Below are 21,227 nucleotides of genomic sequence, written 5' to 3' on the forward strand. Positions count from 1 at the left end.
AACCTGTAATACAGGCTTAAAAGTAAAATTCTTAATAAAAATGTTTATTATGAATTGATATCAATAGGTATTATCTTAGAACTTGATTTATCATAAATATAAATTTGATTTTCCTCAATCTGATATTTATAGTCTTCAATTTCTGGGAAAGTATTTTTAATTAATGATTCAATAAAATCGAAAACAACAAGCATTGATAAAACATCATTTTCACAATATTCTTTTAGCTTTTCACTTTTAACTTTTCAATGTTCATCACCAATTTTTCCTAGATTACGATTTAAAATTATTTCTAAAGCCATTGATCCGTTTTTAACTTCTAAATCCTGATATTTTTTAAAAGGATAAAATGATTTAAAATTATTTTCTGAAATCAATTTTTCGATTTTTTTAATGCTGCTAAAGCCCTTTAGGAATTGGCAATAAATATTAATTTTCGGAAAATTTTGTACGATCTTTAATTTACGAGGTTCATTTATATTAGCTTTAATGCCATCTAAGGTGTGATTATAAGAGAAATTTTTGATGAAGTTAGTATAAAAAACTTCTAAATCACCAGAATCATTTGCGGATACTTTGAAAAAATCAAGCAAGTCGAAGCTTTTGGCTTTTATTTCTTGCACAATTGCTTCAAATTTTAATTCAGACAAACCTCTTTCTTCAAATTTGGTTATAAATTCTTTGTCATTATTTGCATAAGCAGCCCTAATGTAATTTAATAGTTCTCGATTTCTAGAATTTTCATAAGATTGATTAAAAACAACGTAAAATGATGCTTTTGGATCATAAACTGATAAAACAACATCAATTATATCTATTAATTGGATATTTAGTGGATCTTTGATTATATTTTCCTTTTCAATTATTTTGCCATTAATCGTTTTTATTATTGAAACTTGAGGTGTTACTTGTAAATAAGGCTTAATTCCTTCAAAAATTGGTATTAAAGTAGCTAATCCTTCATAATCGTATCAAACAATTAGCTGGTTTTTACGGTGTAATAATGATAAGAGGCGAATTGATTCTAAAGTAAAAAAATTTGGTATAGCCAGATATTCGTCAATTTTTTCAATGTAATTAGTTACGGTAGCATGGTTAACTTCATTTAATATTGAATTAACTTTTCAAGTGCTTGTTCCTGACCAGGTTCGACCATCTGCATATGTTTTTGCTATTAGTTTATTAGATTGACTATTATTTCATTTTTTAGTTGGCGGCAATTCTAAATCCAATTCAAGATTTCCATTTTTTATTTTTGAATAAATTGGCTTTTCAATAAAAAAAGCATTAATTATTTTTGAAATAGTTTTTTCAAAGTTAATAAAAGGCAATTCTACATCACAGGATAATTCATTAGCGCATAAGAGTGCATCATCAATAGAAAAAATATGATTATTTTCTTCTAAATAAGGGGCTGAATTTAATAAGTCTTTTATCTCTTTGCTTTTAAATCTTGGATTTTTAATGCAATAATCTGACTGAATGATATTTATAATACGCGCGGAGCTTTCTATATTATTGCTATCTTTGAATGTCATATATTCAAATATTTTTCCGCTATTAATATGTGGATGAACATACTTGGCTTTACTTTTATCTTTTGACGAATTGGAACCTTCAGCTTCTTGGAATACCAATTCATTTTTGTGACAATTTTCCCCATCAATTGTAACTATTTTTATCTTTTTTACAGGTATTTTAGATAATTTTAAAACATTATAAACAAAGAATGAATTTAGATAATCGGTTCTTTTAGTTGATGCAGAAAGTTTCCCTAAATACACTATTTTGTTAAGCTTATCATATGCTAAAACAGAGGCTTTTAGTCAAAATTCATTATTATTTTGGTCATTATAATAAGGATAGAAAAAAGTTGGGTTAACTAAATAGTCATATTTTGTGTCGCTTAATATTTTATTTAGTTCATCAAAATATTTTTTTTGCGCTTCTATAGGAACAATTCCAGTGTAGTACTGTACTTTTGGTGAATTATTAAATAAATTTTTTTTGAGGTGCTGATTTAGTTGATTTTGAGCTTCCATAAACATTGTTTTGTTATCACGAGCATAATTTCAATAGATTCCAGCGTTTTTTGACTCTTCTTGAATTATTTTTTGAATTGTCTCGTAGGAGACTTCACTTGCGTCTTTTTCTTCTTCATCTTCTTCATCTTCTTCATTATTATAAGAAAATAAATCAGATATATTATGGCTAATTTTATTTTCGTTAGCATCATTAAATTTATCAGTGTATAGCTTAAAACCATTTATGTCTTCTTGTGGTAATTCATTATCATCGTTTCATATAAAATAATCTTGGTCAGCGTATGATTTGGCTAAAATTTTACTAGTTATATTTATAATTTTTCCGGCCATTTATACCTCATCAAACGAAATTTCTTTATCGATTTTGCCAAGTGCTTTTCAATGATTAAATAATGATTCTCATTCATCACGATTATGACATCTTAAATAATCGATTTCATCACGATTTACTATGGCTGAATATTGAGGAGATATTCCGCTTTGCGAATAATAATTATAAAATTTTATGATTTTATCAATATCATCTTTTGCGACTGAAATGTCTGTTTTATACCTAAATTGGCGAATTTCCCTTGTTGTGATATCCAGGTATTCTGGATGTTCATAATCTTCAGGTTTTAAAAATAGTGCTACAATTGAATATTGATTATATCCTAGCAAATATGCATATAATTGTGCTTGTTTACGGTAATCTGTTGGTACGTTTTCACCATCGTTTTCTAATCATTTTGGTAATGATTTTTCCTGTACAGTTTTCATTTCTAAAACCATTTTTTTTGATGGCACTAAACCATCAGGTACACCACCTAAAATTTTGTGCTTATCTGAAAAGTAGTCATAATTTACTTTTTCTGCTTCAATATGCTGAATGTCTAAATTCGGAAATTCATGATGTAATAAATCAAAAATTTTTGGCTCTAAAGCTATACCTGCATTTACATACTTGCGTTGTAAAACAGGCAAACCTAACCTTGCCATATGTAAAAATGCGCTAAAGTGTGATTTAAAATTATCAGTTAGTAAAATATTCCCAATTGATGAACCACCAAATTTTTTAAATTTACTAAATTTATTATCCCCTAATAATAATCGATGATAGTCTTTGCTCAAAATTAATATTTGTTTTTCTTCATCTAATATATATTCTGAACAGTTATATACTTTTCTTTTTGCCATAATTCCCCTATAATTAATAATATATTATTAATTATAAAGATAATTCTTATTTTTCTTAAGAATTAGTATGTTTTTTTAATAATTTAAATCAATTAAAAAATAAAAGCCACATTCAGTGACTATTATTTTTTAATTAAACTAATTGATCGAAGATATCGTCACCAGTTTCTTCAACAATATCAACACCAAAATTTCTGGCTATAATGTTTCCACTAGTTCCTAATCCCATGACATCAGGTAAAACTTTAGGATCTTTGAATGCTTTCGAGTAAATTGTTAAAGGTAATAATTCTCGTGTGTGGTTAAATCCAGGGTAAAGAGGATCATTACCATGGTCTGAAGTCATGATTAATAAATCGTCTTCCTTCATTACGTTCATTAATTTGCCTAATTTGGTATCTAATAAGGCAATATTAGCGGCATAACCATCAACATCACGGCGGTGTCCATAGTGTGAGTCAAATTGCACTAAGTTGGTGAATACAAATTGATTTTTAGTATCTTTTAAAGCTTCTTGGATTGTTAAATCAAGACCATGACCATCGCCATCAGAGTGAATTGCTCTACTGATTCCCTGGCCAACATAGATGTCATTGATTTTACCAATAGCTACCACTTCAACACCTTTTTTTTGTAATTCGTTTAAAATCATTTCACGTGGTTGGTTAGCATAGTCATGACGGTTAAATGTACGTTTATATTTGCCATTTTCATCTGTAATAAATGGACGAACAATAATTCTACCTACGTTTCATTCTGGCTTAGATGAACAAATTTGACGTGCCGCTTTTCCGTAGCAATAAAGATTTTCTAAACCAATTCATTCTTCATGGGCAGCGATTTGTAAAACCGAGTCCATTGAGGTGTAGACGATGATAGAACCATTAGCTTGTTGTTCAGCAGCGTATTCATCGATAATATCTGTACCTGAACCAGCTTTATTACAAATGATTTTTCTACCATCAAAAGCCTTCTCTAATTCAGCGATTAAGTCTGCAGGGAAGCCGTTTTCAGCAAATGTAGGAAATGGCACATGAGTTTTGATTCCCATCATTTCTCAGTGTCCAGCTAGTGTATCTTTAGCATTTGATACTTCTTGTACTCTTGTTACATATCCTAAAGGTTTGCGAACATGATAGTTTCCTTCAAGGGTTGTAATGTTTCCAATACCTATTTTTTTTCAATTATCAATAAAGAAGTTAGCACTTTTTGATGCTGATAAAATTGTGTTTGCTCCTTTGTCTCCAAAAGCAACTTGGTCGCGGTCAGGTCCAATACCTAAACCATCTGTAACAAGCATAAATACACGGTTAAATTTAGGCATATTTTTTCTCCTTTTTATTCATATTTAGATGAATTTAAATATACAAAATAATTATATTTAATATTTATTTTTTATATCTTATTTTTATTAAATTTATGAATTTTAATTATTGCCATTTTGTATATTTTTTCATATTTTATAGAACCTTAAATATTTATTTTTTATTTCCATTTTCCTAAAAACCCTATGGTTTTATAGTTTCAGAGTGATCAAATAATAAAAAAAATCAAATTAGAATTTGATTTTAATTATTTTGTTTCTGCTTGTCAGCGTTCAACTTCTAAGTTGCAATCTTTAATAACATCATCGATTAAATCAAAACTAGGAAGCATGCTTCCGCTTGCTCTTTCGTGGCCACCACCACCATATTTGACTGCAACATTTCTAACACATGGGCCATTTGAACGATATTCTACTCTGATTCTACCATCTTCTTCTTCATTAAATGACACTCAAAATGGATATCCTTCTAAGTTAGCAATAATATTTGGTCGGCAAACTTGTTGTGGACTTTTGCCTAATTCTTGTGTTTGTTTATATGTGATTACTGTATATGCTACTTGACCCGATGTTTTTAACGAGTTCATTAATGTTTGTTGAATTTTTAAATCTGATAATTTTGTTGTTGCTAGCCCTTGGTAAACTTTTTCAGCATCTAAACCTTTCGAGTATAGAAAAGCAACTAATTCGTGAGTTCTTTGTGAAGTTTGATTATACATAAAGCGTCCCGAGTCAGTAACAATTCCCAAAAACATATATAGAGCAGCAGTTTTAGAAACTTTTCAGTTATTTTGAATAGCTAATTCTGTGATCATTTCGTCGGCAGCAATTCTTGCGGATTCCACTCAACGAGTACATTTATCTAGATCATCATCATTAGGGTGGTGATCAATTCTGATCGTTTCTAAAAATAGATTTTTATCTAAAACATCACGACATTCGATTCTTTCCTTAAAGTTAGCATCTACTATAACACCTAATGATTTACTACAAATTTCATCACTTGGAATTGCGTCAAAATCAAAGTTTAAAAAGTTTGAAAACAGACCTTTGCTATCACCTATAGCATAAACTTTTTTATTTGGATAATTGTCCCTCAATAATTCTCTAAGAGCAAATTGACTTCCTAAACAGTCACCATCAGGGCGAATATGGTGAAAAATGATGATTGAATCGTGCTTTTCAATAATTTTTGTAATTTCATGTCATGAACCTACATGCATATTAAGCCTCCCAAATTCTAATAGCTTCATTTAAATCAGCTAAAACATTTTCAACTTCGTCTCAACTATTAATTGTAATGCCGGCTGCATTATCATGGCCACCGCCACCATATTTTTTAGCAACAGTATTAACTAAAGGTCCATTTGAACGCAATCTCCCTCTAACTTTTCCATCTTCAAGTTGGATGAAGAAAGCTCAGCATGAATTGTTTTCAATATTAGCTAATTCATTAACAAATGTTGCAGAATAAAGGTTATCAAAACCATATTTTTTCATTACTTCATCTGTTACAAAAAAGTATAGTACTCTACCTTTTTGTTTGAAATTAGAAAGTATTTCGCCTGTGAACTTTAAATCTTGCATAGTGCGAGCATGTAAATTTTTAAAGATTCATGCTGGCTCTAAATTACCTTTTTCGTATAAGTAAGAAACTAAGGCATGAGTTCGACTTGATGTATCAGGATACATGAAGCGACCTGAATCAGTTACGATTCCTAAAAAGATGTGTTCTGCAGCCTTTTTAGTCAATTTTAATTGACCATCATAAGCTATTTGTGCAATCATTTCAGCAGCTGCGACATAATGTTCATCAACCCATAAATAATCATATTCTATATCACTGCCATTTGGGTGATGGTCAATTCTAAGTGTTGCAGTACATTTTTTAGCTAATAAAATATCTGAATCTTGAATTCTGTCGCTGCTTGAAGCGTCTACTACAATACCAAGCGAATTATTGTAATTAATTTTTTCTTTTTCACTGAATTCATAGTTCATTCAGTCAAAAGTATGAACATTATCACCTGGCGTAAAAACGTTTTTTTCTGGATACGTTTGCCTAATTAATTCAGCTAAACCATGTTGGCTTCCTAAACAGTCACCATCAGGGCGAATGTGGTGAAAAATTATTATATTATCATATTTTTTTATAGCATCTAAAGCTACTTTTGAATTACCAATTTGCATATTACCTCTTTTAATAATTTTGTATCTTTAATTATATTACTTTATCGCTAATGATGGGAGCATAAAAATAAAGTTATAAAAAGTTTATAAATTGTTACTGTTTTTTGCCAATAATTAATCTTTAATATTTTTACTTTTTTCTTTTTTATTTTATTTATAAATTATAATAATATGGTTCGAAAGGTAAAAATTATGAAAAATAGAAATATAAAATTGTTATTAGGTGTAGGTTCGATGCTAACTTTACCAGTGGCATCTGTTTCATGCGCAAATAACTCAAAAATCCAAGAAGATCAAAACAATAAAAAAACTGAGCAAATTAACCAATTACGAAAAGAAAACGAAACAGTTAAAGACAAAAATAATGAATTAGCTAACAAAATCACTATTCTTGAAGAACAAATTAAAGCTAACAATACAAATACTGAAACATTAAATACTAAACATCTTGAATCATTAAAATCATTAGCTCAAGCTTTACCATATAAAATTGAAAAAACAAAATTTATAATTAAAGCTAAAAAAGCCGAAAAAGAGTCACTTACAGGTGATTTAGCTGAAGCTAAGAATAATTTATCTAAATTTATGGCTCCAGAAGAAGGAGATAAAGATCAAATTACTTTTGATATTGAAGCTTACAAACAAGAATTAGCCGAATGATTAGAAGTAATTGAATTCGTTACAAAGCAAAAAGAAGTGCAAAAAGAAATTTCAGTTGACGATTATGAAGCTGCTAAATCAACTAAAGAAGAACTTGAAGAAAATATTGCAGAATATGAAAAAATTAAAAAAGAATATGATGAATTAGTTCCTGCTGGTGCAACAAACGAATCATTAAATGAAGCTTTAATTAAAGCAACGGAAGAAATTAATAAATTTATTGCAACCGAAAATAACGAAGCCCCATTTGATATTAATAATTCAAAAGAAGAATTAAAAGAAATTGAAAAAAACCTTGCTGAAGCTCAAAAGGAATTACAAGAATTAGAAGCTAAAGAAAATGCTACTAGCGATGAAGAAATCAAAAAACAAATTGCTGATGAAATTGCTGATGTAAAAATTGTTATCGAAGCACTTGAACTTGATAAAGCTGATGTTGAAAACGAAATTAAAGAATATGAAAAATTACAGTCAGATTTAGATAAAGCACAAAAAGCTGTAATTATTAAACCAATATACGATCAATGAATGAATATTGGTCAAGAATATGATAAAGATCGTGATGAGTATAATGTTGAACAAATTAAAGAAGAATTAGCAGAAGCAACTAAAATTTATGAAGTTGGTAAAGAATATGTCGAAGGGGCTTACGATGATCCAGATGGTGTTTTAGAGGTCGCTAAACAAACTAAAGAAGAATTAGAAATGCTCATTCAAGAATATGACAAGCTAAATGACGCTATTAAAAAAGTAGAACAAGAAATTGAAAAAGTTGAAGCTGAAATTAAAAAAGCTGAAACCGAATTAGCTAATGATGAATCATTATTGAATAAAATCAACATTGAATTAGAAAATAATAAACAACAAAAAACCGCATAACGGTTTTTTGTTTTTTTTTTAATAAAAGTGTTCTGCTACAACATTTTAGGTAATTATAATCAAGGTTGAAAAATTAATAATGCTAAGGCAACATTTCCTAGAATTAAGCCAAACATTGGAGCTTTTTTCATATAGAAAATTAAATTTATAATTATCCCTATAGGCACATAAATATATAGGGCAATCATTCGTCAACCTTTTAAAAATTCTAATTTATCACCTTCTGTATTAATTTTTCAATATTCACTTATTGACTTATTAAAAGTAAGTTGTGGGGCAATTAAACCAATAAATAATTGAATAACTAATGCTAGAATTATCCCTGTAACCACTGGATTCATAACTTTAATAAGTTTTTTTAAATATAAAGAATTTTCAAATTTGTTAGTGTATTTTAAAGCTAGCTGCATCATTAAAATTGCGGGGAGCACAAAAGCGGTGTAGGTTAAAAGCATTGCTATAAAGCCTCATCATTGACCTTCGGCTATTAATCAACCTGTTAATGTTGCAAATTTTGGACTTAAAATTCCAGGTGTTGAATTTGAAATTGCAAAAATATTATTTATTTGTTCTTCGGTGATTTGGATTCCAAAGCTAGAGCTTAAAAAGTTTCATAATCAGGTGAAAATAGGCATGAAAATTTGGCCGCCACCAAAAACCGAAAGTGATACTAAAGCAATTAAAATAAGTGAAACTAATAAAGAGATAAAAGCCATTATTTCACCTCCTGTCTAGAATCGTCAGTTTCGGGAAAAATATTTTGAATATTTTCATTTTCATTATTTGACGAAAAAGGCTGTGCTACTGGCTTTTTGGAATCAATATTATTCAACTCATTTTTGAATTTACATTTTTTCTTTGCGATTACATAATATGTTGTAAAAATACTAATAACTAAAAACATTATAATTACAGGCACATTAAATGGTGTAGGAACAAAAAGAGAAAAAGCAAGAGTAACTAAAAATGTAATTACCCACAAACTGATTTTATTTTCTTTTACGCCTTTTCTAAAGTAGTTTCAGGCGAATCCGATTAAGCACCCCACTATTGCAGTAAGCACGCCTATTTGTATAACGATTAAGTATTCCTTTGAAAGTTTTGAAACAACAAAATATAAAGCAACAACAACCGCCACATGAGGTATAGCCGCTAAAAACACAACAAGTGTACCCTTTCAAAATCCTAAGGATTTAATAGCAATATAAGCTAATGCTTGGATAGCCATTGGGCCAGGCAACATGTTTGTAATAACCACATTTTTGTCAAATTCATCAGCATCTAATCATTGATACTTATCTACAACATATCGCTTAATAACTGGCATTAAAGCATTGCCGCCACCAAAACCAATGAAAGTCACCATCATAACCAGTACAAAAACATTTAAAAAAGTTGGTTTTTTTGGGCCTTTAATCTCATTTTTTTTATTTTTTTCTTTTAATTTCATAACAATAATTCCTAAAAACAATTATAAATGAGATGTGTTTTTTTATAATGCATTTAGTAGAATAATTAATTTTAAATTCTTTTAAAACTCAAAAAAAAATTAAACTTTTGAAAGCAAAGCCAAAATTTCTTCAAAAGTTTAAAAAAATAGAAGTTTTAAAAACAAAAATACAAAATTTTCATTTTACTATTATTATTTTTTCAAAAATGCCAATATTCAAATATTTTATATTACATTCCATCTAATCTGCTTGAACCATTTTCCTTTAAAAAGTCAATTAATTCATGTCTGATTTGTTCATCAATTTCACTATTAGCCATTTGCATATAAACATCTACGGAATGAAAAAGATAATAATAAGATTTTAATTCTTTAGTTCAGCGACGTTTGGTCATGTGCGCAGCACACAAAAAACCACCTTTATAAAATTGGAAGTCGCAGAGGTTACCGGGGGTCAAGCATTCAACACATTTATCATTCATAATTTTAGCCCCGAAATAATCAAGAGATTGTCCCAAAACATAAGTTAACAATCAACGATTTTTGCCCTGACCCATATATGGCAAAATTGTCAAATATGCCTGTACTATAGGGTTATAAGAAGACTCAAAATTATTAAAAAAACGTAATAATTTAGTTATTAAAACAATATTATGACGGTTATCATAATTAGGGACAATTAAGGCATTAGCTTTTTTTAAACGAGAAAATTTGCCTCTTAATCGTGCTTTGAAATATTCAATTTCAGTATAGGAACCGAGCAATAAATTAGCTTTATTTTTACTTTGAGCTTTATTTAACCCGCTAGCAATCAAATTTAATATGCCTTTTTTTGTTAAAAGTTTTATTAAGCTTTCATTATCATTTTCGGGATAATTACTCACTTCTAGAACGATGCCTTTAATAATACTTTCCGCCATAATGCCTCTTAAACTATTTATTAATAAAATTATATATTATGTTAGAATTAAATAAGTATTTATATTTAATGAAAGGCATATATGACTCAAGAACAAGCTCAAGAACTATTCATAAATGCACTCGAAGCCACTCCAGGTGTAGTCAAAATTATGAAAGTTGAAGAAAACAAGCCACATAGGGATGTGAAATTTTTCTGTAATAAAATCGATGACGGCTGACATTTTATTGCCACAATTCAAGTGTTAAAAAGTACTAATTGCCGCGCAATTGTTCGTTCAATCGGCGAAATATTAAACTTTAATTTGGTGAAAAAAAATGAGAAAATTGGCAAGCTAAACATATTTATTGGAGGCATAACTAATGACCAAAATTAATGGACAAGAATGAATTAAATATTTCCTATCTGGAGCGAATAATTTAATAAACAACAAAGCAAAAATTGATGCTCTTAATGTTTTCCCTGTGCCTGATGGTGACACTGGAACCAATATGGCCAGCACCATTGGTGCAGCCGCCGAAGGCTTAGTGGGCAATAGTGATGATAATTTAGCAACTGTTTCGGCCTTTATTGCAAAAAAAATGCTTTATGATGCAAGGGGCAACTCAGGTGTTATTTTAAGCCAAATTTTTAAAGGTTTTGCTTTAGCTTTTGAAAACAAAAAAGAAGTTAATTCGCTTGAATTAGTTAGTGCTTTTGCTCAGGCATCAAAAAAAGCTTATTCATCAGTAATTAAGCCTGTTGAAGGAACAATTTTAACTGTTATTCGTGAAACTTTTGAAGCATTAGAAAAACAAGTTAATTCTGAAACTACTTTTGAAGAATTTTTCGAAATAGCAGATAAATATTCTCGTATTAGTTGCAACAATACTCCCAATAAATTAAAAGTGCTGCGTGAAGTTGGCGTTAACGATAGTGGTGGCGAAGGTTTACAATGCATTATTGCAGGGATGTTATCATATGCTAAAGGAAATCCAATTGAAATAAGCAAAGAGCAAGAAGCTGTAACAGAATTTATTTCAAATAATGAAGTGTATGATGGCGAATTTGGCTATTGTACTGAGTTTATAGTCGATTTAAGAGAACCAGAAAATTTTGATAAGAAAGCTTTTGAAGCCGTTTTAGCTAAAAAAGGCATCACTTCGCTTGTCCTAGTTAATGATGGAAATATCTTAAAAGTTCATGGTCATACTATCCGCCCAGGAGAAATGTTAACTATTGCTCAAAAACATGGTGAATTTATCAAAATTAAATCTGAAAACATGTCTTTACAAGCTGAAGATGCAAAGAAAAAAACAGTCGAGGAAGGTTCAAAAGAACAACCAAGTACAAACGGCGCAAAACCTAAGAAATGCGGAATTGTTTCATGCAACTTAGGAAATGGTTTTATTCAACTTATGAATGAATTAGGATGCGACCAAATTATTGTTAGCGGTCAAACTCAAAATCCTTCTGCGAATGAAATTATTAATGCTATTAAGCTTGTAAATGCTAAAAATGTTTTCGTCTTGCCTAATAATAAAAATGTTTTTATGGCCGCAAAACAGGCTTCACAAGTTATCAAGGATAAAAAAATCTACGTTATTGAATCTCGCTCACAAGTTGAAGGCATTAATGCAATTTTTTCATTTGATCCTGATGCCTCAGCTAAAGATAATGTCGATACATTGCGTGAAGCAATTAAAATGGTAGACACAGGCGAAATTACTAGAGCAGTTAGAGATACAAAAATTGGCGGTGTTAAAATTAAACAAAATGATTACATCGGTATTTTTAATGGTGTAATTAAAAATTCAAATGATAATTTAATTGATGCAACTAAAGAGTTAATTGATTGGACTTTAACCGAGGATGAAAAAGAAGTTATTACTATTTATTATGGTAATGAATCTTCTGAAAATGAAGCAACATTAATTAAAAATTACGTTGAATCCACTTATGATGTTGAAGTTGATATTAAGGCTGGCGAACAGCCAAATTACAATTTCATCATTAGTTTTGAATAGCACAAAGTATTGATTTGTAATGAATAATACTGTAGCAGGCTTAAATTAGCTACAGAAAGGAATTTATGTACCGTATAGCTTTTGATATAAACGGTAATGATAATGGAATTAAACCAGCAATAGAATCATCGATGATTTTTGCTAAAGAAAACCCAAATTTCACTTTAATTTTAGTAGGCATTGAATCAGAAATATATTCATGTGAAGCCTTTAATAAATCTTTAAAAAATATAAAAATAATTAATAATCCAAATGTACCAACTAACGTAAAAAATTTACGTCAGTCATTACATGAAGACACATCGATGTCGCAAGCGATTGAACTAGTTAAAAATAATGAAGCTGATGCGGTGCTTTCATGTGGAGATAGTGGCACTTATTTAGCGTTATGCTCATTTAAATTAAAAAGACTACCTAACATTTCGCGTGCCGCCTTTATGCCTGTTGTGCCTGCAATTAACGGTAAAAAATGACTAATGTGCGATGTAGGGGCTAACATTGAAACTACAAGCGATTATTTAGTTGAGTGGGCAATCATAGCTCGCTTATTTGCAAAAAAATTATTAAATATTGATAATCCTAAAATATCACTTATAAATATTGGCTCTGAAGATTATAAAGGTAGTGAAACAACAAGAAAAGCACATCAAAAATTATTAGCAATTAAAAATAATCGTAATGATTTTAATTATTCGGGTTTTGCTGAGCCTCGTGAATTAATGCGTGGCCAAACTGATGTTGCAATCATTGATGGCTATGGTGGTAATTTAGTTTTAAAATCCCTTGAAGGTGCACTTTTAGCTTTCAAAGACTTACTAAAAGAAAAAATTATGCTTAAAACTATGCGTAAGCTTGGCTATTTAATGATGAAGGGTGCTTTCAAAGATGTTGCAGAGACGTTAGATTATAGAAATGTTGGTGCAGCCTGAGTTATTGGTGTTAATGGTGTTGCTATCAAATCGCATGGTTCAAGCGACAGTAAAGCACTTTTAGGTGCTTATAAACAAATCAAAATCGCTTTAGAATCTAATGTTTTGGAGCAAATTAAAGATGAAGTTCATAAGATAAACATAAGTTGTGAGGAGGAATTTTAATGGTTACTAAAGATTCTATTTATGAAAAAGATCATTTTAGCAATCGTATTTATGAATTTCTTAAAGCTTATGATATCAAAGTCAATAACTTTTCATTTTATAAAATCGCTTTAACTCATCCATCAATTAATAACATCAAAAATCGTTCTAAAAAAGATAAAAATGATTATCAGCTACTTGAATTTTTAGGCGATTCAATCTTACAATTTTTATCATCAAGACACCTTTTTAACAAATATTATGATACTGACCCTGGGCAATTAACATTAATGCGTGCACGATTGGTTGGCACAAAAAGTTTAAATAATCAGTCGGAAAGTATAGGTTTAAAGAACCTTTTAAGAACTATTAATTCCAATATGCGAGATGAAATTTTAAAATCTCAAAAAGTTGGTGCCGATATCTTTGAATCTTTTGTTGCCGCAATTTATCTTGATCATAATATTGAAACTGTTAAAAAGTTTTTAATGCAAAATCTCTTAAAAGATATTAATTTTGAAGGAATAGAGCTTAAAGATTCTAAAACTAAATTCCAAGAAGAAATTCAAACATTTTCACGCAAAGCTATCGTGTATCAAACAGTTAACACCAATAAAGGTTTTTATTGCAAAGCAATGCATGATAATAAAGTTTTTGGCGAAGGCTACGGTATAAATAAATTAGATGCTGAAGAGGCCGCCGCTAGTGACGCTTTACGTAAGTTAGCAGATTCAAAGTAAAATGGAGAAAAAATAATGAAATTAATTAAAGTTTATGCACATGGATTTAAATCTTTTGCCGATCCAATCACCTTAACCTTTGATGGTGGCGTTGCTGGAATTGTTGGGCCTAATGGTTCAGGTAAAAGTAACATTAATGATGCAATTAAATGGGTTTTGGGTGAAAGATCAGCTAAAGAATTACGCGGCGATAACATGGAAGATGTTATCTTCGCTGGTTCAAAAACAGCAAAACCGCTTAATCAAGCTACTGTTACCTTAACTTTTGATAACCGCAACTCAAACAATAATATAAATCACGAATTCGTAACTATTTCACGGGTTTTAGAACGAGGAAATGGTACAAACCGCTACTACATTAATGGTGAAGAATGCCGTCAAAGAGATATCAAAGATATAGCAATGGAGACAGGAATTGGTAAATCATCTTTAGCTATTATTTCTCAAGGGACAGTAAGTGATATTGCTGAAGCAACACCGGAAGAGAGAAAAGGAATTTTCGAAGAAGTGGCCGGAGTTTCAAAATTTAAATTCCGTAAAGTTGAAGCAATTAGAAAATTAGAAAAAACTGAAGCTGGTTTAGAACAAATAAGAATAATTATTGCTGAAATTGATAAAAAACTTGGCCCATTACGTCGCCAAGCGGAAAAAGCTAAACTTTTTATAGCTAAAAGCGATGAATTAAAATCAATCGAAGTTGCTTACTTGGTGGAAAATATTAAAAAATTCCAAAAAACCTATGAATCTTTAAGTGCTGAACTGGAAGGGGTAAGCGAAACTAGAAATGATTTAGAAAATCGTATTAGCGAGTACAACCTAAAGCTAGGCCAAAACGTTACTTTTAAAACTGCTGAAGAAGAAAAATTAAGAGAATTAAATGCTGAACTAGAAAAAGTTCGTAAACGTTTAGAAAATCTTAATGTAGAAGTTGCTCGCGAAACCGAAAAGCAACGTTTAATTGCTTCAGGAGAAATGAAAGTTAACAACGAAGAAACTATTAAAGCGATTAAAGAAATTTTAAGAAACTCTAAATTAAGATTAGATTCTTATGATCAACAAATTTTAGCTCAACAAAATCGTTATAATGACAATCAAAAGCTACTTAATCAATATGTTAATGAAATTAACAACTTGGAAATTCAAGCTAAACAAAAAGAAGCAAATATTACCAAAATTGCTACACAGCTAAGCATTTTGACACAACAAAAAGAAAATAGCTCGATTCTTTTTAAAGGTACAAAAACAATTTTAGACAATAAAGCTTACTTTGGCCGCGGTTTAAAAGGGATGGTCGCTGAATTAATTAAAGTTGAAAAAGATTATCAAAACGCCATTGATGTAGTGTTATCAAACGCAACTCAACATATTGTCGTTGATAAATCGGAGACTGCTGTAAAGGCTGTTAATTTCTTAAAGGATAATAATGGTGGACGTGCAACCTTTATCCCAATGACTTCGATAGCTCCAAAAAGCATCCGCGATGATCATTTATTATTAATTCAAGGTCATTATGGTTTTGTTGGCGTTGCATCAGATTTAGTTAAAGTAGCTGTTGAGTATGAAATCGTTTCACGTTTTTTACTTGGAAATATCATTGTTGCAACTGATATTGAAGCTGCCAATAGAATAGCTACAATTTTAGAACGTCGCTACATGATTGCAACCTTAGATGGCGATTTAATCCGTCCTGGTGGAGTTATCGTCGGTGGACAAAAGCTCCAACAGCAATCACTTTTAAACTTCGAAGAAAGAATTAAGGAACTTGAAAACATTCTTCCTTCATTGCAAGAAGCTTTAAGAGCTGATTCAATGAAAATTTCAGAAATAAAAAACTACCGTAATTCGGCCTTAGAATTATCTCGTTCAATTACAGGCTTATTAAATGATTTAAACAATAAAAAGACCAACGAACAGTCAACAATTGATTCGTTTACCTTGAAATTGAAGAATTTAACCAATGAAGAAATTAATTTAGAAGATAGCACAATTAGTATTAATAGTGTTGGTGCGGACATTAATACATTAGAATCTCAACGAAATAATTTAGAAATCGAAAGCAAGGCAATCATTAGTAAATTAGCTCATTTACAAAATGATATTAGCACATATACGCGTTCAAAAGAAGAATGTCAGCAAATGCTTAATAGCATTAATAATGGTTTTGCCTCAAAACTTTCAACTAGAGACCAAGCTAAATTAAAATTAGAAGACAATAGAGAAAGACTAGCAAGTCAATATAAGCTAACTCTTGAATCTGCTGAAAGCAATTATGTGTTAGATATGCCAATTGAAAAAGCTGAAGAACTAGTGCGTGAATTGCGTGAAGAAATCGAAAAAATTGGCAATGTTAACCTTGAATCACTTGAAATGTTAGTTGAAGAAGAAGAAAGATTAAATCACTATTCAAAAGGTGAAGCTGAATTATCAGAGGCTAAAAATACTTTAGAAAGTGCAATAGCGGAATTAGATAAAGCTATTATTAACCGCTTAACTAATATTTTAAATGATGTTAATACTGAATTTAATAATGTTTTCCACACTATGTTTGGTGGTGGTTCAGCAAGACTATTTTGATCTAATCCAAATAATATTCTCGATTCAGGTGTTGAAATTGAAGCAACTCCCCCTGGCAAAAATATTAAAAACATAAAATTATTCTCAGGTGGTGAAAAATCTTTGATCGCCATTTCATTACTTTTTGCTATTTTAAAAGCTCGTCCATTACCTCTTTGCATCCTTGATGAAGTTGAAGCCGCACTGGATGAAGCTAATGTTGTGCGTTATGCTGAATACTTACAAGAATTAAAAGATAAAACACAATTCTTAGTAATTACTCACCGCCACGGTACAATGTCTAGAGTTGATCAACTTTTTGGTGTAACTATGCAAACACGTGGTGTGTCTACTTTCTTCTCATTAGAATTATCAGAAGCTAAAAAATTAGTTGATGACGAACAAAAAGAAGAATTAAGCAAAGATTAATAATTAGGGTGCATTAGCACTCTTTTTTTACCAAAATAACTATAGCACGGCAAAATTAATAACAAAAAACTCACTCTAAAGTGAGTTTAATCAATGAATTTAGTAGTGAAATGTCCTCTAACAGCATTGACTGGAATTATTTGGATTCATAACTTATGGTCGATCTCTTTGATATCATCTAATAATAATTTTGCTTCAAAATAAAGCATTGTTGTACTAATTGTATAAATTTTTTCATGCGAATAACCGCTGGTATGTTCAGTAATTTTGTAACTATGTCAATAGTTAACACTTGCGAAGTATTCAACGACTTTTTCATAGTTATTTCCGCATGAAATTTCCATTGAAACCTTTTTATATTTAGGGTAGAAAATTTCCATAATTGAAACAATCACTAAGATATAAAGCATTGTTGAAAATTCACGAGCACCAATAATTAAACGAGGTTTAATAGTGTAGTTTGTGCCGTATCTAATAACATTTGAAGCAGTATCAAGCGTACCACTATCAAAGTTTTGTTCAATTGAAAAATGGTGAGGAGTTGCAAAACCAAAAGTAATTAAGAAAATTATTGATAAAAGAACCGAGATTGTGGCTAAGATAGATGAAACATTTTTCTTTTTCTTAGTTGAATAATAGTATCCGATAATATCAGTTCCGCCGGTTGAACCCCCGAATTTTCACGCTAGTGAAATACCAAAACCAACAAATGTTGCTCCAACGACACAGTCAATGAAAATAGGTCATGATTCAGGGCTTTCAACTCATACATAGAAGTATTCTTTGTTTTGACTTAATAAAATTTCTGGTTTAAAAAATCCATTTCTAATTTGCTCAGGCAAGTATGTTAGAGCTTCTTGAGGTGTTTTTCCAGGCAAAATAAATTCAATTTTATTTTTTCAATGAGGAGTTACTGTTATATGGTCAATTATTCAAGATTCGATTACCGGTCTAGTTAGCACATAGTTAACTAATATTTGAAAAACCATAAACATCAGTGTGTAATAAGTAAATGATTTTTTGATTTTTGTGAAAAAAATAATTAGCAACGGAGCATTAGATAAAATAAAAAGAATAGCAAAATAAGGTTTAGTAGCAGGCCAAATAAAGTTAATTAGTAGGACTACCCCACTAATTCCTGTTGGAATAGTGTCAGCTCTTTGTAAAAAGACAACTATACCGAAGTTAAATATTAAGGCAGCACAGAAAATGAAAAATAAATTTTTAGATATCTCTTTATATTTGTATTTTCGAGCATTTTTATCATCTTTATTTTTAATTTCATCAGCTAAAACTTTACGACCATATTTGGTTTTTAAAGCCACATCTTTACTATTTTCTCTATTTTTTTCACTGTTATTTATCTTAGTTTCTAATTCAATGTTCATGTCCGTAATTATATATTTATAATATAATTTTAATAAATTATTAATATAAATATTTTATCTACTTATTTAGTAATAAAATATAGGATAATTTGTCTAAAAATCCTGTGCACAAGCGAAATTGGAGATGTATGAATAAAAAAATATTTACTTTTGATTTAGATGGTACACTTTTAACACACAAAAACACTATTCACCCCGAAAGTTTATTGGCATTAGATAAAGCCAAAGAACTTGGACATATTAATGTAATTAATACAGGTCGTGGTTTACTAAAAAGTTTACCGGTTTTAGAATTATCTTCATCATTGGATTATGCAATTTGCTCTAATGGCTCGCTTATTTACGATAAAATTAACCAAAAACACTATACTATAGCCAAAATGGATAAATTCGCTTTTGAGCAATTAATTAATTTTGCAAAAGAAAATAATTTTCCTTTGACTATAGATACATTAAATTTTAATGGTACATTTTTGCCTCAAAATAAAATCCCTAAATTTGTTTATGAGCAAGCCATTATGGATTTAGGCAAAATTAATTTAGTTAGTGAAGATAAGCTTTTAAAAATAATCAATGATAAAGATCAAACTATTACACAAATGGCTTTAAGAGCAAGCAATGAAAGAGCACAACAAACATTTCAATATTTTCAAAAAATATTTAAAAATAAATATTCAGTAATGCTTACTAATGGCATTTATATTGATATTAATGCTCTTGGAGTTTCTAAGTATAATGGTGTTTTTGAGTTAGCTAAAAGATTAGATATTGATCCAGATAATATTTATGCCTTCGGCGACAGCGACAATGATCTTTCAATGTTAGATCAAGCTAGAAATAGTTATTGTTTAGCTAATGGAACAATTAACGCAAAAGAAGTAGCTAAAAACACTATTGGACACTGCAATACAGGGACTATTGGACAAACAATTAATGAAATTTTAAAAAATGAAATTAATAATAATTAATATCAGCAATGTGAGTGATTAAATTTGCTCCATTTTTTATTAAATAATTATTGCCATCATTATAATCGTTTGAAGGATAACAAAAAACTTCTTTGTTATTGTTGGCAAAGTTATAAGCTAAATTAATAATTCCTGACTCTTGTTTCGAATTATAAATTAATAATAATTTAGAAAGTTGCGAAACTAATTCATTTCGTTGCTTAAAATATTCCTTTTTAGTGTGCAAATTAGGCAAATAAGTACTGATATAAAGCTCATTTTCTAAGTTTGCATAGTGGTCATAAAAAATATGACCACAAGTCAAAACATGTATAACTGGCTTGTTTTGGCTTCTAAACCGTTCAAGCAATATTTGATCTAAATTCCTAAAATTTAAATTTAGTAATGTAAAACGTTTCATGATGGTGTCTAAGGAATTATTTAAAGTTTTTTCAGTTTTATCATCATAAAAATCACCTGCCAAAGAAATCATTTGATTTTTTAATAAATCTCTATTGCCTTTATAAAATATAATATGTGGCGAATTGAGATATTCTTTAAGCTGTTGCGGGTAATCATAATCAAGCATACTAATATAACCAATTTTATTTTTGACTAATTCGTCTTTGATACGCTGAACTTGGGAAAAATCAACCTCTTCTGCATATGCTAATGCCTTATTAATTTCCCTCGGGTTATTTTTATATTTATAAGCAAAATAAAGTAATATATCGTTCATTTTAACCTCCATTTTTTTATGCACATCTTTTTAAAAGCCATAAAAAAATGGAAAAAAATAGAATTATAAGTTTTATAATTTGCTTATGGGATTACAAGTTAAAAGAAAAGAAAAATTAGAAGGTGTTTGGGGCATTGAATATGAAGAATACCCTTTTTATGATTATAATGCTATTAATCACCCCGTAAGATTAATGCTGCGAGGCGACGAATTAATTTATGCTGATGCTAGAACCTTTGTTGATTTACAAGATGTAAATTTATTAAAACCAAAGTTAGGGGATCAATGGTTCACTTATGTTAATGGTATAAGTGCGTATGATATTTTAATTGATTTAGGTAAGATAAACCGCATCAAATTAGCGGAATTTGATGCGAGATTCAAAGATAACCATTATACATATGCATTAGATTATTTTAAAGCAGATGACAAGGAAAAGTTACAAAAAATCATATTAGCTAGACTAATAAAATATTAATACGTAAAATTATTTCTCAATAAATGGCAATTTGCTCGCCATTTGTTTTTTTTTTTTTTTTTGCAAGGCAAAATAACTATATATAAAAGGAGATTTATATGAAAAAATTAAATAAATTGATAATTGTTCTTAGTTCATCATCATCATTATTAATCCCAGTAGTTGCAGTTTCTTGCAATAAAAATGATGCAAAAGAATACGCAGAAAAAGTTGAAGTAAAAGTAGAAGAGG

19 protein-coding genes are annotated in these 21,227 nt (G+C 29.7%); 9 read left to right on the forward strand and 10 right to left on the reverse strand.

Annotation, left to right across the window (positions count from 1 at the left end; all coding sequences use genetic code 4):
* Positions 1 to 47: 47 nt before the first annotated feature.
* The 5 genes from T385_RS0103355 to T385_RS0103375 all read right to left on the reverse strand — a co-directional run bounded on the left by T385_RS0103355 (position 48) and on the right by T385_RS0103375 (position 6,735).
* Positions 48 to 2,375 (reverse strand): UU173 family protein, encoded by a 2,328-nt coding sequence (locus T385_RS0103355; protein ID WP_029906543.1) that lies wholly within the window; start codon positions 2,373 to 2,375, stop codon positions 48 to 50.
* Positions 2,376 to 3,221, reverse strand: coding sequence for an MAGa7180 family putative nuclease (locus T385_RS0103360; RefSeq protein WP_029906544.1), 846 nt, complete (start codon positions 3,219 to 3,221; stop codon positions 2,376 to 2,378).
* A 133-nt stretch (positions 3,222 to 3,354) separates the two neighbouring features.
* Positions 3,355 to 4,545 (reverse strand): phosphopentomutase, encoded by a 1,191-nt coding sequence (locus tag T385_RS0103365; RefSeq protein ID WP_029906545.1) that lies wholly within the window; start codon positions 4,543 to 4,545, stop codon positions 3,355 to 3,357.
* Between the two features lie 248 nt (positions 4,546 to 4,793).
* Entirely contained in the window at positions 4,794 to 5,768 is a 975-nt protein-coding gene (locus T385_RS0103370; protein ID WP_029906546.1) for a bifunctional oligoribonuclease/PAP phosphatase NrnA, read from the reverse strand.
* Position 5,769: 1 nt separating this feature from the next.
* Positions 5,770 to 6,735: a bifunctional oligoribonuclease/PAP phosphatase NrnA gene (locus T385_RS0103375; RefSeq protein WP_029906547.1), complete on the reverse strand. Its 966-nt coding sequence runs from the start codon at positions 6,733 to 6,735 to the stop codon at positions 5,770 to 5,772.
* A gap of 192 nt (positions 6,736 to 6,927) precedes the next feature.
* On the opposite strand from T385_RS0103375, the gene T385_RS0103380 reads away from it, so the two are divergent.
* A complete protein-coding gene (locus T385_RS0103380; RefSeq protein ID WP_029906548.1) occupies positions 6,928 to 8,274 on the forward strand; it encodes a coiled-coil domain-containing protein in 1,347 nt (448 codons plus the stop codon).
* A gap of 53 nt (positions 8,275 to 8,327) precedes the next feature.
* Here the strand turns inward: T385_RS0103380 and T385_RS0103385 are convergent, their stop codons facing one another.
* The 3 genes from T385_RS0103385 to recO all read right to left on the reverse strand — a co-directional run bounded on the left by T385_RS0103385 (position 8,328) and on the right by recO (position 10,644).
* Positions 8,328 to 8,990: a chromate transporter gene (locus T385_RS0103385; RefSeq protein WP_169736962.1), complete on the reverse strand. Its 663-nt coding sequence runs from the start codon at positions 8,988 to 8,990 to the stop codon at positions 8,328 to 8,330.
* Complete coding sequence (locus T385_RS0103390) at positions 8,990 to 9,724, reverse strand: chromate transporter (RefSeq protein WP_220094704.1); 735 nt, start codon at positions 9,722 to 9,724, stop codon at positions 8,990 to 8,992. Before T385_RS0103390 ends, T385_RS0103385 begins: the two co-directional genes overlap by 1 nt.
* 230 nt (positions 9,725 to 9,954) lie before the next feature.
* Complete coding sequence (gene recO / locus T385_RS0103400) at positions 9,955 to 10,644, reverse strand: DNA repair protein RecO (RefSeq protein ID WP_029906555.1); 690 nt, start codon at positions 10,642 to 10,644, stop codon at positions 9,955 to 9,957.
* Positions 10,645 to 10,725: 81 nt separating this feature from the next.
* Here recO and T385_RS0103405 point away from each other — a divergent pair, with 81 nt between their 5' ends.
* The 5 genes from T385_RS0103405 to T385_RS0103425 all read left to right on the forward strand — a co-directional run bounded on the left by T385_RS0103405 (position 10,726) and on the right by T385_RS0103425 (position 17,444).
* Positions 10,726 to 11,019 carry a hypothetical protein gene (locus T385_RS0103405; protein WP_029906557.1) on the forward strand — a complete coding sequence of 98 codons (294 nt, stop codon included), beginning with the start codon at positions 10,726 to 10,728 and terminating at the stop codon, positions 11,017 to 11,019.
* Positions 11,006 to 12,649, forward strand: coding sequence for a DAK2 domain-containing protein (locus T385_RS0103410; protein WP_029906560.1), 1,644 nt, complete (start codon positions 11,006 to 11,008; stop codon positions 12,647 to 12,649). Before T385_RS0103405 ends, T385_RS0103410 begins: the two co-directional genes overlap by 14 nt.
* Before the next feature lie 65 nt (positions 12,650 to 12,714).
* Positions 12,715 to 13,743, forward strand: coding sequence for a phosphate acyltransferase PlsX (gene plsX / locus T385_RS0103415; RefSeq protein ID WP_029906562.1), 1,029 nt, complete (start codon positions 12,715 to 12,717; stop codon positions 13,741 to 13,743).
* Complete coding sequence (gene rnc / locus T385_RS0103420; RefSeq protein ID WP_084276677.1) at positions 13,743 to 14,462, forward strand: ribonuclease III; 720 nt, start codon at positions 13,743 to 13,745, stop codon at positions 14,460 to 14,462. The genes plsX and rnc overlap by 1 nt, the downstream gene beginning before the upstream one ends.
* A 15-nt stretch (positions 14,463 to 14,477) precedes the next feature.
* Positions 14,478 to 17,444, forward strand: a complete 2,967-nt coding sequence (locus T385_RS0103425; RefSeq protein ID WP_029906566.1) for a coiled-coil domain-containing protein — start codon at positions 14,478 to 14,480, stop codon at positions 17,442 to 17,444.
* A gap of 86 nt (positions 17,445 to 17,530) precedes the next feature.
* On the opposite strand, the gene T385_RS0103430 is transcribed toward T385_RS0103425, so the two are convergent.
* The gene (locus T385_RS0103430) at positions 17,531 to 18,832 is read right to left on the reverse strand and encodes a YitT family protein (RefSeq protein ID WP_051677985.1); all 1,302 of its coding nucleotides are present in this window, start codon (positions 18,830 to 18,832) and stop codon (positions 17,531 to 17,533) included.
* Between the two features lie 128 nt (positions 18,833 to 18,960).
* Here T385_RS0103430 and T385_RS0103435 point away from each other — a divergent pair, with 128 nt between their 5' ends.
* A complete protein-coding gene (locus tag T385_RS0103435; protein WP_029906571.1) occupies positions 18,961 to 19,800 on the forward strand; it encodes a Cof-type HAD-IIB family hydrolase in 840 nt (279 codons plus the stop codon).
* On the opposite strand, the gene T385_RS0103440 is transcribed toward T385_RS0103435, so the two are convergent.
* Positions 19,787 to 20,518: a DNA-processing protein DprA gene (locus T385_RS0103440; RefSeq protein WP_029906573.1), complete on the reverse strand. Its 732-nt coding sequence runs from the start codon at positions 20,516 to 20,518 to the stop codon at positions 19,787 to 19,789. The two genes, T385_RS0103435 and T385_RS0103440, sit on opposite strands and share 14 nt — an antisense overlap.
* A gap of 85 nt (positions 20,519 to 20,603) precedes the next feature.
* On the opposite strand from T385_RS0103440, the gene T385_RS0103445 reads away from it, so the two are divergent.
* Positions 20,604 to 20,996, forward strand: a complete 393-nt coding sequence (locus T385_RS0103445) for a hypothetical protein (protein ID WP_029906575.1) — start codon at positions 20,604 to 20,606, stop codon at positions 20,994 to 20,996.
* Between the two features lie 98 nt (positions 20,997 to 21,094).
* A partial coding sequence (locus T385_RS03775; RefSeq protein ID WP_156953962.1) for a variable surface lipoprotein occupies positions 21,095 to 21,227 on the forward strand: 133 nt, incomplete at its 3' end.

It is taken from the genome of Mycoplasmopsis opalescens ATCC 27921 (genome assembly GCF_000712185.1).
GTDB lineage: Bacteria > Bacillota_I > Bacilli_A > Mycoplasmatales > Metamycoplasmataceae > Mycoplasmopsis > Mycoplasmopsis opalescens.